14 protein-coding genes are annotated in these 15,740 nt (G+C 67.9%); 9 read left to right on the top strand and 5 right to left on the bottom strand.

Features of this window, described 5'->3' with window-relative positions; genetic code table 11:
- Positions 1-9: 9 nt before the first annotated feature.
- The 4 genes from rplI (at position 10) to WFH00_RS07300 (ending at position 3,338) form a co-directional block, all read left to right on the top strand.
- Positions 10-459 (top strand): 50S ribosomal protein L9, encoded by a 450-nt coding sequence (gene rplI, locus WFH00_RS07315; protein ID WP_336660078.1) that lies wholly within the window; start codon positions 10-12, stop codon positions 457-459.
- 498 nt (positions 460-957) lie between these two features.
- Positions 958-2,331 (top strand): replicative DNA helicase, encoded by a 1,374-nt coding sequence (dnaB, locus tag WFH00_RS07310; protein ID WP_336660077.1) that lies wholly within the window; start codon positions 958-960, stop codon positions 2,329-2,331.
- Between the two features lie 115 nt (positions 2,332-2,446).
- Positions 2,447-3,013 (top strand): hypothetical protein, encoded by a 567-nt coding sequence (locus WFH00_RS07305; protein ID WP_336660076.1) that lies wholly within the window; start codon positions 2,447-2,449, stop codon positions 3,011-3,013.
- 34 nt (positions 3,014-3,047) lie between these two features.
- The gene (locus tag WFH00_RS07300) at positions 3,048-3,338 is read left to right on the top strand and encodes an ABC transporter ATP-binding protein (protein WP_336660075.1); all 291 of its coding nucleotides are present in this window, start codon (positions 3,048-3,050) and stop codon (positions 3,336-3,338) included.
- A 15-nt stretch (positions 3,339-3,353) separates the two neighbouring features.
- Here the strand turns inward: WFH00_RS07300 and WFH00_RS07295 are convergent, their stop codons facing one another.
- From WFH00_RS07295 to WFH00_RS07280, 4 genes are all read right to left on the bottom strand, one after another.
- Positions 3,354-3,905, bottom strand: coding sequence for a hypothetical protein (locus WFH00_RS07295; RefSeq protein WP_336660073.1), 552 nt, complete (start codon positions 3,903-3,905; stop codon positions 3,354-3,356).
- Positions 3,902-4,735, bottom strand: a complete 834-nt coding sequence (locus tag WFH00_RS07290; RefSeq protein WP_336660072.1) for an LssY C-terminal domain-containing protein — start codon at positions 4,733-4,735, stop codon at positions 3,902-3,904. The genes WFH00_RS07295 and WFH00_RS07290 overlap by 4 nt, the downstream gene beginning before the upstream one ends.
- 263 nt (positions 4,736-4,998) lie before the next feature.
- Positions 4,999-6,384, bottom strand: coding sequence for an adenylosuccinate lyase (purB, locus tag WFH00_RS07285; protein ID WP_336660071.1), 1,386 nt, complete (start codon positions 6,382-6,384; stop codon positions 4,999-5,001).
- 66 nt (positions 6,385-6,450) lie between these two features.
- Positions 6,451-6,858 carry a phage holin family protein gene (locus tag WFH00_RS07280; RefSeq protein ID WP_336660070.1) on the bottom strand — a complete coding sequence of 136 codons (408 nt, stop codon included), beginning with the start codon at positions 6,856-6,858 and terminating at the stop codon, positions 6,451-6,453.
- A gap of 151 nt (positions 6,859-7,009) precedes the next feature.
- On the opposite strand from WFH00_RS07280, the gene WFH00_RS07275 reads away from it, so the two are divergent.
- The 5 genes from WFH00_RS07275 to WFH00_RS07255 all read left to right on the top strand — a co-directional run bounded on the left by WFH00_RS07275 (position 7,010) and on the right by WFH00_RS07255 (position 14,753).
- Positions 7,010-9,760, top strand: a complete 2,751-nt coding sequence (locus WFH00_RS07275; protein ID WP_336660068.1) for a hypothetical protein — start codon at positions 7,010-7,012, stop codon at positions 9,758-9,760.
- 38 nt (positions 9,761-9,798) lie between these two features.
- The gene (locus tag WFH00_RS07270; protein ID WP_336660066.1) at positions 9,799-10,956 is read left to right on the top strand and encodes a histidinol-phosphate transaminase; all 1,158 of its coding nucleotides are present in this window, start codon (positions 9,799-9,801) and stop codon (positions 10,954-10,956) included.
- A 98-nt stretch (positions 10,957-11,054) separates the two neighbouring features.
- On the top strand, positions 11,055-12,236 hold the full coding sequence (locus WFH00_RS07265) for a thiamine pyrophosphate-dependent enzyme (RefSeq protein ID WP_336660064.1): 1,182 nt from the start codon (positions 11,055-11,057) through the stop codon (positions 12,234-12,236).
- Positions 12,233-13,234 (top strand): alpha-ketoacid dehydrogenase subunit beta, encoded by a 1,002-nt coding sequence (locus tag WFH00_RS07260; protein ID WP_336660062.1) that lies wholly within the window; start codon positions 12,233-12,235, stop codon positions 13,232-13,234. The genes WFH00_RS07265 and WFH00_RS07260 overlap by 4 nt, the downstream gene beginning before the upstream one ends.
- Before the next feature lie 88 nt (positions 13,235-13,322).
- Positions 13,323-14,753: a dihydrolipoamide acetyltransferase family protein gene (locus WFH00_RS07255; protein WP_336660060.1), complete on the top strand. Its 1,431-nt coding sequence runs from the start codon at positions 13,323-13,325 to the stop codon at positions 14,751-14,753.
- An 85-nt stretch (positions 14,754-14,838) separates the two neighbouring features.
- On the opposite strand, the gene WFH00_RS07250 is transcribed toward WFH00_RS07255, so the two are convergent.
- On the bottom strand, positions 14,839-15,483 hold the full coding sequence (locus WFH00_RS07250) for an MIP/aquaporin family protein (protein WP_336660234.1): 645 nt from the start codon (positions 15,481-15,483) through the stop codon (positions 14,839-14,841).
- Positions 15,484-15,740: the final 257 nt, after the last annotated feature.

The following is a 15,740-nucleotide window of genomic DNA, read 5'->3' as shown; positions in this document are numbered from 1 at the left end:
TAGAGCACAATGTCAAAGGTAATTCTGACGAACGAGGTCCAGGGCCTCGGTTCAGCAGGCGACGTCGTTGAGGTCAAGAACGGCTACGCCCGCAACTATCTCGTACCCCAGGGGTTCGCGATGCACTGGACCCGCGGTGGCGAGGCTCAGGTCGCGCAGCTCCGTGCGGCTCGTGACGCTCGCGCACTCGCTTCGGTTGAGGACGCGCAGGCGCTCAAGGCCAAGCTGCAGGAGGGCAAGGTTCGCCTGCTCGCCAAGACCGGCACGGGCGGACGCCTGTTCGGTTCGGTGAAGCCGGCTTCGGTCGCCTCCGCAATCTCGGCTGCCGGCATCGGCGAGGTCGACAAGCGCAAGATCACCGTCCCCTCGATCAAGACGACGGGCGAGTACCAGGCGATCGTGCACCTTCACGAGGGTGTCGACGCGAAGATCACGCTGCAGGTGATCGCGGAGCGCTAAGCGCTTTCTGACAACGGCGGGGTGCTGATCCGGTGATCGGATCGGCACCCCGTTTTTGTTGTGTGCGGACCCGTGGGACGAGTGGTGCCGACGTCTTGCTGGCGGCTGAACCGCTCCTGAACACGAGGGTGGCGAATCCCCGCGCGCTTCCCCGGTTTCCACTCCCAATCGCGCACAAGTTCTCCACATATTGCGCCTCTTGTCAACGTTAAACGTGGAGTTGAAACTTGAATAACTTTTCGACTGTGGAAACTGGAAAGGCCTGATCAAGTGGTGTTTCGCGTAGTAACTCCACAAGCCATCCACAAGTTGTCCCCAAGAATGTGGACAACATGTGGCTCTTCGCGGTGAGTTATTCACCTAGTTATCCACAGGCTCCTGGCGTGTCACTTTTCGGTCGCTTGAGGCGGCGCGATCCGCACCCCTAACGTGAATGTCCGGGGTCTGGTGTCTGATCGATGAGTGACCGCTCCCATCGCATCGAAAGGAAGTGTCCGCGTGTCTATCGCACACCTCGGAATCTCGGATCCGTTCCTCGAAGACGAGCCTCGGGGGCACGAGCGCACTCCGCCGTACGACCTCCTCGCGGAGCAGAGCGCGCTCGGCGGTATGTTGCTCTCGAAGGACGCGGTTGCTGACGTCACGGGCCTGCTGAAGGGTCCTGATTTCTACGTGCCCAAGCACGAGGTGATCTACGAAGCGGTGCTGTCGCTCTACTCCCGCGGCGAACCCACCGACGTGATCACGGTCACCGATGAACTGACCAAGACGGGGGAGTTGCAGCGCGCTGGCGGTGCCGAGTACCTGCACACGGTCACCAGCATCGTGCCGACGGCCGCGAATGCGAGCTTCTACGCCGAAATCGTGGCCGAGAAGGCCCTGCTCCGGCGTCTCGTTGAGGCGGGAACTCGCATCGTGCAGATGGGGTACGCCGGCGAGGGCGAGGCGATCGACCTCGTCAACGTCGCGCAGTCCGAGATCTACGGCGTGACCGGTGAGAGTCAGGGCGAAGACTACGTGCCCCTCTCGCTCGCGGTGGACGCGGCTCTGGAGGAGATCAACAAGGCGAATGGCGCGGCCGACGGCATGCTCGGTGTGCCGACGGGCTTCAGCGAGCTCGACGCGATGACGAACGGCTTCGCCGGGGGACAGATGATCATCATCGCCGCCCGACCCGCCATGGGTAAGTCGACACTCGCCATGGACGTGGCGCGCAACGCGTCGGTTCACGCGAATGCGCCCACCGTCTTCTTCTCGCTCGAGATGGGTCGCGCCGAGATCGCGATGCGTCTGCTCGCCGCGGAGGCCAGCATTCCGATGCAGACCCTCCGTAAGGGTGCGCTCGACAACCGTGACTTCCAGAAGCTCGCCGCGACGCAGGCGCGCGTCGCCGAGGCGCCGTTGTTCATCGACGACAGCCCGAACCTCACACTGGTCGAGATCCGTGCGAAGTGCCGCCGTCTGAAGCAGCAGCACGGCCTGCGCATGGTGGTCATCGACTACCTCCAGCTGCTGTCGAGCGGCAAGAAATCTGAAAGCCGTCAGCAGGAGGTCTCTGAGTTCTCTCGCGCGCTCAAGCTGCTCTCGAAGGAGCTCGATGTGCCGGTGATCGCGCTCTCGCAGCTCAACCGTGCGTCGGAGCAGCGAGCCGACAAGATGCCCGCGATCAGCGACTTGCGCGAGTCGGGCTCGCTGGAGCAGGACGCCGACATGGTGATCCTGCTGCACCGCGAGGCTGTGGGGGACCGCGACAGCCCGCGCGCGGGCGAGGCCGACTTCATTCTCGCGAAGCAGCGTAACGGACCCACGGGCACCGTCACGGTGGCGTTTCAGGGCCACTACTCGCGCTTCCAAGACATGCCGCAGATGTGATCGCCTCGCCGGTGCGGCGGTGACCGAGAAGCGCGTGTGGCCGAAGTGCGAACCGCGCTCCGGATCCTCCCTGCTCCGGCGCGGTAGACTTGATGCGAATTGAGAAAGGGGTCCCATGCCGACTGCAGTAGCGTCAACTGCGGGTTCGTCGACTCCTGAACCACCGGTGTCTCGCGCAGTGCGCCTCGTCAGAGTCGTGGTGCTCCTGCTCGCCGGCTTCGCCATCGCGTTCACCGCCCCCCTGCACGAACAACTCGGGTTCGACGTGAGTGTGACGGCCGCGACACTCGTCGCGATCGCCGTCGCTCATCTCGCGGATTGGCGCGCTCGGCGCGCAGTGGGCGGCGGTGCAGTTCCGCTGCTCCTCGCGATCGTGTCCGCCGGCTCGGCTGTCGTCGCGCTGCGCGTCGACACGCCGATCGCGTTCGCCTTCACCGTTGCTGCCTGGGCCCTCATCAGCGCACTGCTCGAGTTCGTCGGTATGACCGTGCACCCGGGGAGTCGCCAGGACGCGGTCTTCCTCGGCGCGATCGGGATCCTGCTCGCGCTCCTCGTGATTCTCGTTCGCGAGGATCAGGTCGCCGTTCTGGGGTTCTTGGGTGCGTACGCCGTGCTCGCCGGGGTGTTCCTCGGTATCTCGGCGTTCGACCCGCGACGCTCGGCGTCCGCCCCCACTCAGTGACCGTGACTGTTATCCACCCCGTCGAAAGCAAGCGATGACCCAGCCTTCTGATCCCGCTCCGCAGGATCGCGTGACCCCGACGCGTCGAGACCGCCTGAAGCCGCTCGAGCTGATCGGCTTCTCGGCGATCCTCGGTATCTTCGCCGGGTTGATCGTGCTGGGCGCGACTCGCGAGATCGTGCTCGCGCTGGTGTTCCTGGGGGTCGGCTTTATCGTCTCGATCATGATGGTCGCGCTCGTCGGCCTGGGCGGCAAGCCGAGCCAGGAAGACCTCGACGCCCGCAAGGACCTGCAGAAGCCGGACGACAAGCCCAACTGGCACTGACACACCCGTGGCGCTTTAGCCGCGGTCGCGGTGACGGGCCAGCCGACGTCTCAGCGCGCTTGCGGCTCGCACGTCGAGGCGTCCGCGTGTCCAACGCCGGGCCTCGCGGCTCGAGAGTGCCAGGAGCAGCAGGATGTCGAGCGCGAGTGTCAGGAGCGTCGTGCGAATCGTGATGTCCTGACCCGAGGTGAAGTAGGTCACGGCCGAGGCGGTAATGCTTACGGTTGACCAGAACATCGCGAGCATCCGTGCGACGCCGCTGCCCCGCCAGATCAGCCAGGCGAAGGCCGCCAAAACGGCAAGCCATAACACCTCGAAACCGATGATGACGCCCAGGAGAACGGCCGACTGGGATGCGTCGAGATCGAGTTCCGTGCGCACCTCGGGCCACGAGCGCAGGAGACCGAAGAGCCAGACGATGCCGCCGACGCTTCGCAGCAGCACCAGGGCCGCACCGCCCGCGATCGCGGGAGGGCGCTTCGCATCCGGCGCCGCGGCGGGCTCCTGGCGCAGCAGCGCGGTCGGCGGCTCCACCGCCAGGCGCTTCCGCGGTTCGCGGGCGCTCACGCCGAGCCCCTGTCCCGGGGAGTCGAGAGGTCGTCGGCGCGCAGGTCGAGGGCACGCAGGTCGATGATCGGCAGGTCGCCATCGGTGCTGATGCTGTCGCCACCTCCATTGCGAGAGTGGTAGCCCGTGGAAAAGTCCTTGAGCACCTCGAGTTCGACAGCGGAATCAGCCTCCCGCACCGTCGAGATCACGTAATCGCGTTCCACGTCGGTGTCCGCGTCGATCTTGTGCGTGATCTGAAGCGTGAACAGAGAGAACCCCACAGCCCGGTCGAAGGTACCGGCGGCCAGCCAGTCGACGCGCGCGCCGCCGGGGAGCAGCCAGCCGTCAGGCGTGCGCCAGAAGCGAATGTGATGACGCCGCGCGGGGTTGCCCTCGACCTCCTGCTGAAACGCGAGATCCTGCATCCGGCCGAAGAGGAACAGGGGACTCACGGGGGCGCGATCGTAACTGCGGCGGCTGAGAGTCGTGGTGACGATCCGCCAGGAGGAGCGAAGCGTGACCGGGTCCGCCTGCGTCCACCCTGCGCGCTCCATCACTGAGCAGAGTGCGGCGGCGTCGCCGCGCACCGCGAGGTTGATCGGGTCGCCGAGCAGCCCATCGCTGGTTCGCGTACGCCCGATGAAGTAGTCGGGCACGTAGATCGTCGTCAGTATGCGATGCAGCCGGGGGAGCGCGAGGTACGCGAGCAGCCCCCAGAAGACGACGAAGAAGAGTATTCCGAACCAACCGAAGTGGAAACTCTCCGTCAGCACCAACCAGGCGAGCCAAATGGCCGCGGCCCCCGCGTAGATGAAGAAGAACTCGTCGAGCAGCGCGGTCAGTGACACGCGTCGGCGCCGTCGCACGGCCCTTCCCGCTCCACCCATGAGGTCATCGTAGCCAGCGCGGGCCCGTCAAGCAGTGGAAAGCTCGTCGCGCGGGCCGGTTTCCGGAGATTCGACCCGCCTGACCGGCTTTCCACTGTCTGATGGGCACGGCGCGGAGCGGCGACGGATGGGTGCGGGCGGAGAGGCGGATGGGCGCGCAACGGAGCAGCGGACGGGTGCGGCAGACGGACGCGCCCCGCCGCTGACAGCCGGCCGCCGCGGGACTACCGCTGCAAGAAGTCGACGAGCCGCACGGCGTCGCCGATGTAGTTCGCGGGCGTGAGCGCGAGCAGGCGCTGCTTCGCCTCATCCCCGATCTCGAGCCCCTCGACGAACTCGACGAGCTCGGCCTGGCCGATCCGCCGTCCCCGAGTCAGCTCTTTCAGCGCCGCGTACGGGTCGCTGATCGTCGAGCGCCCGGCGGTCACTTCGGCGCGGATCACGGTCTGGATCGCCTCACCGAGCACCTCCCAGTTCGCGTCGAGATCCGCCGCCAACGCTTCGGGCGCCGCGTCGATCTGCCCGAGCCCCTTGAGGATGTTGTCGAGCGCGAGTACCGAGTGGCCCAGCGCGACGCCGATGTTGCGCTGCGCCGACGAGTCGGTGAGGTCGCGCTGCCAGCGGCTGGTCACGAGCGTCGCCGCGAGCGAGTCGAGCAGCGCGTTCGAGAGTTCGAGGTTCGCCTCGGCGTTCTCGAAGCGGATCGGGTTGACCTTGTGCGGCATCGTGGAGGATCCGGTGGCCCCGGCGACCGGGATCTGACGGAAGTACCCGATCGAGATGTAGCTCCAGATGTCGGTCGCGAGGTTGTGGAGAATGCGGTTCGCGTGGGCGATTCGCGTGTAGAGCTCCGCCTGCCAGTCGTGCGACTCGATCTGCGTGGTCAGCGGGTTCCAGTCGAGGCCGAGCCCCTCGACGAACTCCTGCGACACCTGTGCCCAGTCGACGGACGGGTCGGCCGCGAGGTGCGCCGCGAACGTGCCCGTCGCCCCCGAGAACTTACCGAGGTACTCGATGTCGTCGATCTGGTTGAGCTGGCGCTCGAGACGGTGCACGAAGACCGCGAGCTCCTTGCCGAGTGTCGTGGGCGTTGCAGGCTGACCGTGCGTGCGGCTCATCATGGGAAGCTCGCGATACAGCTCAGCCTGACGCGCGATCTCCGTGATGACGCGCTCGAAGCGCGGGCGCCACACATCGGCCACCGCCTGCTTCACGGTGAGCGCATACGAGAGGTTGTTGATGTCCTCGCTCGTGCAGCACACGTGGGTGAGCTCGGCCAGGTGCCCGAGGCCCTGGCTCTCTAGGCGCGCCCGCACGAGGTACTCGACCGCCTTCACGTCGTGCTGCGTCGTGCGCTCGGTTTCCGCGAGCTCGTCGATCTCCGCCTGGCCGAACCCAGTGGCCCACTCCCGCAGCGACGCGAGCTGCTCGGCCTCCAAGGGAGCGCCACCGAGCAGGGAGTGCTCCGTGAGGTACGCGAGCCACTCGACCTCCACGTGCACGCGAGCCTTGTTGAGACCCGCTTCCGAGAGCGTGTCGCCGAGATCTGCGACTGCAGCGCGGTAGCGTCCGTCGAGCGGGCTGATGGGCTGCGGGGGAAGCGGGGTCATGTGAGCCTCTCGGGTTCGGGATCGCGGTCCGCCGACCATTCTCCCACGCCGAGTGCGGGCTCGCGGCTAGCGATCCCGCTTCTTCGATGTACCGAGAAGCCCGTTCAGCACGCCCGACAGCACCGACAGCACGAGGGCCGCGAGCACGCCCCACCAGAACCCGCCGAGGCGCAGGCCGAAACCCGCGAGATCCGACAGGCCCGCGACGATCCAGAGCATGAGTCCGTTCACAATGAGACCGAAGAGACCGATCGTGAGCACGTAGAGCGGGATCGACACGAATCGCACGACGCGACCGAGCGTGCCGTTGACGAGCCCGAAGAGCAGCGCCACGAGCACGAGGGTGAGGATCCGCCCACCGTTGTCATCGCTGATCGGCACGATCCAGACGCCGTGATCTCCGTTCCCGCCCACGATGAGGGTGGTGAGCCACAGCGCGAAGGCGTTCACGAGCACGCGGATAAGGGATCGCATGGCCCCATTCTCGCACCGCTCGCGCGAACCGTGTACGGGGAAAGACGCGTCGCGGGGGATGCGATCTCGTTGGTAAACTCGGGAATCGCTGTGGATGTTTACTGCGTTCTCACTTGGGGGTGGGAGGGGCGCCAGATGAATTGGAGCCGAAGTGACCACCCCGACGGGACTCGAGGAGAAGAGCGACCCCGGCCGCATGGCCGTGCTTGCGGAGCCCGTATCGCCTGAAGCGCCGCAAACTTCCGGTGCCCGAGTGACGCTGGACGACACTGCGAACAGCGTTCGGGTGCAAGAGGCGGGTTACCAACCCACGCTAAAACACCGGTCTGATGACCCTCAGCCAGCGGCGGAGGTGTCGCCACCCTCCGCGGTGGACCAGCAAACGCCGACCGCGGGCGCCTATCTGCGCTCCGCATTCACCCGCTCGGGCATCGTCACTCTCGCAGCGCTTCTGGTCACGGCGCTGGTGCCCGCCCTGCTCGGCGCGACCAGCGTCCTCTTCGCGATCGCGAGCGGCACCGACGCGTTGATCCCCACGTTCGTCACGATCGCGTGCGGCCTCCTCTTCGGCCTGGGGGCTGCTCTCGGCGGCGGGATCGTGGCCCACGGCGTCATTCAGGCGGGTCCGTTCAGCGCCGAGGGGTTCGGCACGCTGTTCGCCCTGCCGCTCGGCGTCTACGCGCTCATCATCGTCGCTGTGGTGCTCGTACTCCGCCGCCGCGCGCGGTGGGAGCCGACGACCGCGCCCTCGCTCGGGGCGGAGGCATTGCGCGCGCTCACCGAGTCCGTCATCATCGCCGCGGTGCTCGCGGGCCTCGCAGCGGTAGCGCAGTTGCTGACGACGTTTGAACTCGGCGCCTTCACGGTGGAGGCGTTCGAATTCGAGGGCACGACCCTGCGAACCCAAAGCGTTGTGGTGTTCGCGGCGATGCTCGTGGTGATGTTCGTGACGCTCTTCGTGGCACGCACGGCCATCGGCGACCGTTCGACCGGACGGCCGACGCGCGCCTGGCTCACGATGCTGACCGAGGGAGGCCGCTACCTGCTCGTGCAGGCCTCCGCCTTCGGGGTACTCGCGATCGTCGGGCTCGTGGTGCTCGCACTCGATGCGCAGAACCCCGCGGTGCTCTTCACGGGGCTCCCGCTGCTCGGCAATCTCGCGATTGCGGCGATGAGCGTCGGCCACCTGGGTCACATCGACGTCGCGCTCGGCAGTCTCATGAACGGTAACGGCACGGTCTTCGACCTGCCGCGTGCGTATGGGGCGTGGTTCTTGCTGGTCGCGTTGCTCGCGCTCGTGGCAGCTTCCGGAGTCATCGGGGTGCGGCGCCCCAGGGCGCAGGTGACGGTGTGGCGGCGTGTCTGGCAGATGCCGCTGCTCGTGGCGGTCGTGTGGGCCGCGTGCACCCTCGGTCTTGCGGGGGTCGCCGCGACTGGGGACGCCGAGATGTTCACCGCCGATCAGTCGAGCGCGCGTCTGAGTCTCTCGTGGTCCGCTCCAGTGGCGGTCGGGATCGGCGCGTTGCTTGCCTCGGTGCTCGCCGAATACCTTCCCGCGATCATTTCCCGGGTGTCGCCGCGCCTCCTCGCAGTCTTCGGGCGTCGCGCGGCTCGCGACTGGCTGGCGGGGAAGGAAGGCACGCGGCGGATCCTCGATTCCGAAAGCGCAGAACCGCGGCCGCAAACCGAGAATCTCGGAGCTGTGGCGGGCGCGCAGGCGAAAGAACACATGACGGCGGATCAAACCACCGCCGTTCCCGAAGCGCACCCCGTGGCTGAGGCCCCGCAGGTGGACCCGGCAACTCCGACGCCAGCAGAGCCTCTGGCTCCGGCCACTGACCACCCGCGCCCCCCGAGGACACCGCGCTTGCTGCGCGCCCGTCGCACGCGCATGCCGCGCCATCGCAGGCGACTTGTGGTGGCGCTCATCTCGCTGTTCGTCGTCATCGGGGTCGGCGGGGGAGCCGCTCTGATCGTGTCGGCGCTCAACCAGCAGCGCGATCCCTCGCGGCTCGTGCACGATTACCTGGACCTTATCGCCGATGGCAGGGCCGAGGAGGCGAATCGTGCGGTCGGTCTCGAGGTTGAAGATGCGGAGCGCGAGTTACTGAGCGACGAGGTGCTCGGCTCCGCGGTGCAGCGCATCGAGGTCATCGACGTGGTGACCGCGAAGCGAACGAGCGATGGAGCGACCGTGCACGCGACTCTCTCGCTCGCCGGTCAGCGATTCGAACAGGAGTTCCTCGTCGAGGCCGGGCCGAAGGAGTTCCTGCTGCTCGATACCTGGACGCTCACGGAGCCGCTGCTCGTGCCGGTAACTCTGACGGCTGAACACGCGGACACCGTGCTGATCGGCGATGTCGAGGTTGATCTGCGCGGCGATGCAGACGCTGACGGCGCCGACGACGGCGAGAAGTCCGGGCCCATCGTCTCTCGCGAGTTCTCCGTCTATCCCGCCGTGTACGAGGTCACGGGAGAGGACGGCAAGTACGTCGATCACACCACGGAGACGCTGCGCGCTGCGCCCTCGGAACTCAGCGAGGGACTCGGTGTCACGGTCGGGTCGACACCGAACTCGCGGTTCGAGCAGGAAGTGCTGCGGCAGGTGCAGCAGCGCGTCACCGCGTGCGCGGTGCAGCCGACGAACCTCGATAAGGTGTGCCCGTTCCTCACCCAGGATTCGAACCTCTCCGAGCTGAAGGTTGTCTCCCAAGTAGCGGGTTTCGACGAGTTGGGCCTCGGGTACTTCACTTCCCGGAAGGGAAAGCTCGCGGTGCGGTCCAATCCGAGCGCACTCATCGCATCGCCCCGCCTGCGCGACACCACGATCACCGTCTCCGGCGACATCACCTTCGCGAAGGGCAAACCCGTCATCGAGAACGTCAGAATGAGCGGATGGTGACCGCTGTCAACTCCCGCCCCGTCACTACACTGGACGGCGTGAGTGACCAGGCATCTTCTACCGTTCGATTCCGGCCCGATGTGCTCGCGGTGCCGCCGTATCGGCAGGGGGCTGCGCCCACGAAACCCGGCTTCAAGCTGTCGAGCAACGAGAATCCGTTCGCGCCGCTTCCCGAGGTGCTCGAGGCGATCGCGGCCCACACCGGCGTCAATCGCTACGCGGCCGTCGCCATGCCCGAGCTACGCGAAACGATCGGCGCCGAGTTCGGGGTGCCGGGCAGCCACGTCCATCTCGCCGCCGGCTCCGTCGCGATTCTGTACCAGCTCGTGCAGGCCGCGGCGGGTGCCGGAGACGCCTACCTGCACGCCTGGCCGAGCTTCGAGGCCTATCCCGCACTCGGTCTCGCCTCGGGCGCGGAGGGCGTACGCGTGCCCCTCACCGCTACCGCGGAGCACGACCTCGACGCGATGGCCGACGCCATCACCGAGAGCGCGCGCGTCGTTCTGCTCTGCTCGCCGAACAACCCCACCGGACCCGCGATCCGCCGCAGCGACTTCGACCGCTTCATGGCCCGGGTGCCGGCAGACACCCTCGTGGTGCTCGATGAGGCGTACCGAGAGTTCGTGACGGACCCGGAGGCGGTGCGCGGCGAGGATGTGCTGGGGGACCACCCGAATCTCGTCGTACTGCGCACGTTCTCGAAAGCGTACGGCCTCGCGGGGCTGCGGATCGGCTACGGCGTCGGTGATCCTGCGATCTTCGCGGCGGCAGCGAGCGTCGCGATTCCCCTGTCGGTGACCGGGATCGCGGAGATCGCCGCGCGCGCCTCCCTCACTCCCGCTGCCCGCGCAGTGAACGCCGAGCGCGTCGCCGAGCTCGCCGCGAGACGCGACGCGCTCGCCGCCGCGCTGCGCGCCCTCGGTCTTGCGATTCCTGAGGCGCAGGGCAACTTCGTGTGGGTGCCGGAGGCGTTGATCAGTGAGGGCGGCGTGCCCGACGCGCTCGCCCTCGCGGCGAGCTTCGCCGACTCGGGCACGCTCGTGCGCCCCTTTGCGGGCTCCGGCGTGCGCATATCGGTGGGGGAGCCCGAGAGCACGGCCGAGGTGCTGCGCGTGATCCGCGAGCACCTGGTCGCCCTCGGAGTACCGGTGGCCGATCCTGCGCCTGAGCCAGCGTCCGCGACCGCCGTCGACTGAATAGCTCGGGCCAGACGGCCCAGCCACCTGCACGCCCGCGCGAACTGCTCCGGGCCATATCCCGCGCGCGGCACCCTCACTCATTACACTGAGTCGAGATGAGCGAACAGATCACAGAGCGCCTGCTGCGCGGCGACGATCCCGAGCCGGTGCGCTTTCTCGACGACCAGGGCGGATACGCGCCCTCAGACACCGCTGCCGAGTACGCGGCTGAGCTCGAGGGCGTGGGCGTCGAAGAGTTCCAGCAGTGGTACTGCGACATGGTGGAGACACGGGCCTTCGACACCGAGTGCACGCACCTCCAGCGCCAGGGGCAGCTCGGGCTGTGGGTGCCGAGCGTCGGCCAGGAGGGCTGCCAGGTCGGCCTCGTGCGCGCCACCGAGCCGCAGGATCACGTCTTCCCGGCCTACCGCGAGCACCTCGTCGCCCACGTCCGCGGCGTCGACTTCCTCGACATCGCGGCGCAGTTCCGCGGCGTGACGCATGGCGGCTGGGACATCACCGACCCGGCCAACGGCAACGTGCACCTCTACACGCTGGTGCTCGGCTCGCAGACGCAGCACGCGACGGGGCACGCGCTCGCGCAGGTGCTCGACGCGAAGCGCCGCGAGGGCAGCACGACCCTCGACGCGGGCGAAGCCGGTACCGCGACGGGGGAGGCCACGATGGTCTTCTACGGCGACGGCACGTCGAGCCAGGGCGACCCGAACGAGGCGATGATCTTCGCCGCGAGCTACCAGACGCCCGAGGTCTTCGTGGTGCAGAACAACGGCTGGGCCATCTCGGTGCCGGTGACCCGGCAGTCGCGCACTCCGCTCTACCGGCGCGCCTTGGGCTTCGGCATGCGTGGGGTGCAGATCGACGGGAATGATCCGCTCGCGGCCTTCGCCGTTGGGCGTCGCTTCATGCGCCTCGCGCGGGAGGGCGCGGGCCCCGGCTACATCGAGGCGCTGACCTATCGCATCGGCGCGCACACGACCGCCGACGACCCCACGCGGTACCGGCCCGAGGGCGAGCTCGACGCCTGGCAGCAGCGCGACCCGATCGCCCGCCTCGAGGCGCACCTGCGCTCGCTCGGCGTCGACGACGCATTCTTCGCCGAGGTCGCCGAGACTGCCGACCGCCACGCGAAGGTCGTGCGCGATCAGATCCTGACGCTGCCGAAGCCCGAGCCGGAATCGATGTTCGCGCACGTCTACGCCGAGCCGCACCCGCGCATCGACGAGCAGCGGGCCTGGTTCGAGCAGTACGAGTCGTCGTTCGAGGGGGACCCCGCATGACCGAGATCGCGACGCTCGCCGAGCGCACGACGCTGCCGATCGCCAAGGCGATCAACGAGGGCCTCCGCACCGCGATGGCGACCGACGACCGCGTGCTGCTCATGGGCGAGGACATCGGGCCGCTCGGCGGCGTCTTCCGCGTGACCGACAAGCTGCAGGCGGAATTCGGATCCGCCCGCGTGCTCGACACCCCGCTCGCCGAGGCCGGCATCGTCGGAAGTGCCATCGGCCTCGCACTCCGCGGGTACCGCCCCGTCGTCGAGATCCAGTTCGACGGCTTCATCTTCCCGGCCTTCAACCAGATCACGACGCAGCTCGCGAAGATCCGGGCCCGGCACGACGGCAAGGTGGACATGTCGATCGTGATCCGCGTGCCCTACGGCGGGCACATCAACTCGATCGAGCACCACGAGGAGAGCCCGGAGGCGTACTTCGCCCACACGGCGGGTCTCCGGGTCGTGGCGCCGTCGACCGCGAACGACGCCTACTGGATGATCCAGCAGGCCATCGCCTCGAACGATCCCGTGCTCTTCTTCGAACCGAAGGCGAAGTACTGGCAGAAGGGCGAGGTGGATCCCACGGCGCCCGCGGGCGAGCTGCACCAGAGCCGCATTGCGCGCCCGGGCACCGACTGCACGGTCGTCGGCTTCGGCGCGATGGTGACGACGCTGTTGCAGGCGGCCGAGATCGCGCAGTCGGAGGGCACGAGCCTCGAGGTGATCGACCTCCGCACCGTCTCGCCGATCGACTATGAGCCGGTGCTCGAGTCCGTGCGGAAGACGGGGCGCCTCGTCGTCGCGCAGGAGGCCTCGGGTAACGCGAGTGTGGGCAGCGAGATCGCCGCGACCGTCGCCGAACGCGCGTTCTACTCGCTGCAGGCCCCGGTGCTGCGCGTCTCCGCCTACGACGTGCCCTTCCCGGCGGCCGCGATCGAGTCGCTCTTCCTGCCCGATGCGGATCGCGTGCTCGAGGCCGTGGACCGCACGATGCAGTATTAAGTCATCGCGATCCCGCCGAGAGACCGCGCGACGCACCGACCGAACCGACCGCACCGACCCACCGAACGCGCAGACCCCAGGAGTCACCATGAGCGAGATGACGTTCCCCCTCCCCGACGTTGGTGAGGGCCTGACCGAGGCCGAGATCGTCACGTGGCACGTCGCCCCCGGCGACAGTGTCGCGCTGAATCAGGTCATCTGCGAGATCGAGACGGCGAAGTCGCTCGTCGAGCTGCCGTCGCCGTTCACCGGCGTCGTGTCCGAGCTGCTCGTGGAGGTCGGACAGACGGTGCCGGTGGGCGAGCCCATTCTGCGCGTCACGATCGCTGGCGGCGCCGACGATGCGACCGGTGAGGGGGCGGATCCGGGCGCGGCCGCTGGCGCGACCGGGCCCGTCGACACCGAGGAGACCCGCGAGGCCGTCGCCGACGCCACCGCGAGCGTCGCGCACGAGAACAACGCGGCGGACGCAGAGGGCGGCGCGGTGCTCGTGGGCTACGGAACGGGCGGCGCGGTGCAGTCGCGGCGGCGGCGCGGCGGGGAACCGCCGCTTCGCGCCGCGGGCGCGGCCGCATCGGGCCCAGCAGGTGCTCGGGGCGCGGGCGCGCGGGGCGAAGGATCCGCCGCCGCTCATGCCCCCATTCCCGTCGCCGAGGCGGCCCCCGTGCTTGCCAAGCCGCCGATCCGCAAGCTCGCGAAGGACCTCGGCGTCGACCTCGCCGAGGTGCAGGGCACGGGTATCGCGGGAGAGGTGCTCCGCGACGATGTGGTGCGACAGGCATCGCAGGCGAGTCTGTTCCGCAACCTGTCGACGCCCGAGCCCTCTGGTGCCCGCGAGGAGCGGATCCCGCTGAAGGGCATGCGCAAGCAGATCGCGAAGGCGATGGTCGAGAGCGCGTTCGAGGCGCCACACGTGAGCGTGTTCACCGACGTAGACGCGACGCGCACGATGGAGTTCGTGAAGCGGCTCAAGCAGTCGCCCGACTTCGCGGGCGTGAAGGTATCACCGCTCCTGATCTTCGCGAAGGCGATGCTGTGGGCGATCCGCCGGAGCCCCGAGGTGAACTCGACCTTCACGGACACCGAGATCATTCGCCATAACTTCGTCAATCTCGGGATCGCGGCGGCGACGCCGCGCGGCCTGGTCGTGCCGAACATCAAGGACGCGCAGGATCTGAGCCTCATCGACCTCGCGCGGGCTATCGAGCAGCTCACGATCACCGCCCGCGACGGGCGCACGCAGCCGTCAGAGATGGCGAACGGCACGATGACGATCACGAACATCGGGGTCTTCGGCATGGACTTCGGCACGCCGATCCTGAACCCCGGCGAATGCGGCATCATGGCGATGGGCACGATCCGCGAGAAGCCGTGGGTCGTCGACGGTGAAGTGCGCCCGCGCATGGTCACCACCGTGGGCGGCTCGTTCGACCACCGCATCGTCGACGGCGACGTGATCTCGCGCTTCGTCGCTGACGTCGCCTCGGTGCTCGAGGAGCCCGCGCTGCTGCTCGACTAAAGCGGCCGCGACGCAGCTCGTAACGCAGCGAGTCCCTCCCCGGTCGTGTGACTGGGGAGGGACTCGGCGTTTCTGCGGTGCGGCGTTACGCCGTGACCTTCGCGAGGTCGTGCGCATTGAACGCGCGGAACGCGAAGCCCGCGAGCGCGCCACCGACGAGCGGCGCGACGAAGTACAGCCAGATGTTGGCCCAGTCGAAGTCGCCGTGCACGGCGAGGCCGAGTGCCACCGCGGGGTTGAAGCCGCCGCCCGAGATCGGCCCGACCGCGAACGCGCCGACGACCACGACGGAGCCGATCGCGAGACCGTAGAACGAGTTGCCCTCGGTGTCCTTCGAGGTGGCGACGTTCAGCACGACGTAGACGAGGATGAAGGTGAAGACCGCCTCGACGAGGAACGCGGGGGCGGTCTCGATCGCGACCGCGGCTTCCGGCGCCCCGAAGATCGCGCCCGCGAGGAGCGCGCCGAGCACGCCGCCGACGAGCTGCGCGATGAGGTAGGCCACGAAGTCACGGGCGCTGAGCGCTCCGCGGATCAGCGCTCCGAGGGACACGGCGGGGTTGAGGTGCGCGCCCGAGAGGTGCCCCGTTGCGTAGATGAGCACCATCAGGGTGAAGCCGATCGCGAGCGGGGCGAAGTCACCCGCATTGTTGATGGCCGCCACGATCGAGAACACGAAGAGCAGTGTTGCGAGGCCTTCTGCCAACGAGTTCCGCACAGTACCGGTCATCATTAAGCTCACTTTCCAAAACATTCAGTAAATACACAGACCAGGCTCATTATCGCGTATGGACGAAGCGGAGTCACGACCCGCAAGCAAATGAGTCAGTGTACTGCGAGGCGGAACGGCGCCGTGGATGCGCCCGAGCTACTGAAAGGATTTTTGAGGCGGCGGATCGGCAGAGCAGCCCCGCGTCGCGAGATCGAACGCGCACGCATCCCGAGCCGCGCGCGCGACACGCACAAACGCAGTGGCGGCCCCGAAGC

This window comes from Leucobacter sp. USHLN153, assembly GCF_037145615.1.
Lineage (GTDB): Bacteria > Actinomycetota > Actinomycetes > Actinomycetales > Microbacteriaceae > Leucobacter.
This window is presented reverse-complemented; position numbering and strand designations above follow the sequence as displayed.

Bases quoted from the DNA above. Each gene is read 5' to 3' on its own strand.
- rplI (WP_336660078.1), top strand. From the start codon at position 10: ATGTCAAAGGTAATTCTGACGAACGAGGTCCAGGGCCTCGGTTCAGCA.
- WFH00_RS07305 (WP_336660076.1), top strand. From the start codon at position 2,447: ATGCCGACTGCAGTAGCGTCAACTGCGGGTTCGTCGACTCCTGAACCA.
- WFH00_RS07300 (WP_336660075.1), top strand. From the start codon at position 3,048: ATGACCCAGCCTTCTGATCCCGCTCCGCAGGATCGCGTGACCCCGACG.
- purB (WP_336660071.1), bottom strand. From the start codon at position 6,384: ATGACCCCGCTTCCCCCGCAGCCCATCAGCCCGCTCGACGGACGCTAC.
- WFH00_RS07280 (WP_336660070.1), bottom strand. From the start codon at position 6,858: ATGCGATCCCTTATCCGCGTGCTCGTGAACGCCTTCGCGCTGTGGCTC.
- WFH00_RS07265 (WP_336660064.1), top strand. From the start codon at position 11,055: ATGAGCGAACAGATCACAGAGCGCCTGCTGCGCGGCGACGATCCCGAG.
- WFH00_RS07260 (WP_336660062.1), top strand. From the start codon at position 12,233: ATGACCGAGATCGCGACGCTCGCCGAGCGCACGACGCTGCCGATCGCC.
- WFH00_RS07255 (WP_336660060.1), top strand. From the start codon at position 13,323: ATGAGCGAGATGACGTTCCCCCTCCCCGACGTTGGTGAGGGCCTGACC.
- WFH00_RS07250 (WP_336660234.1), bottom strand. From the start codon at position 15,483: ATGACCGGTACTGTGCGGAACTCGTTGGCAGAAGGCCTCGCAACACTG.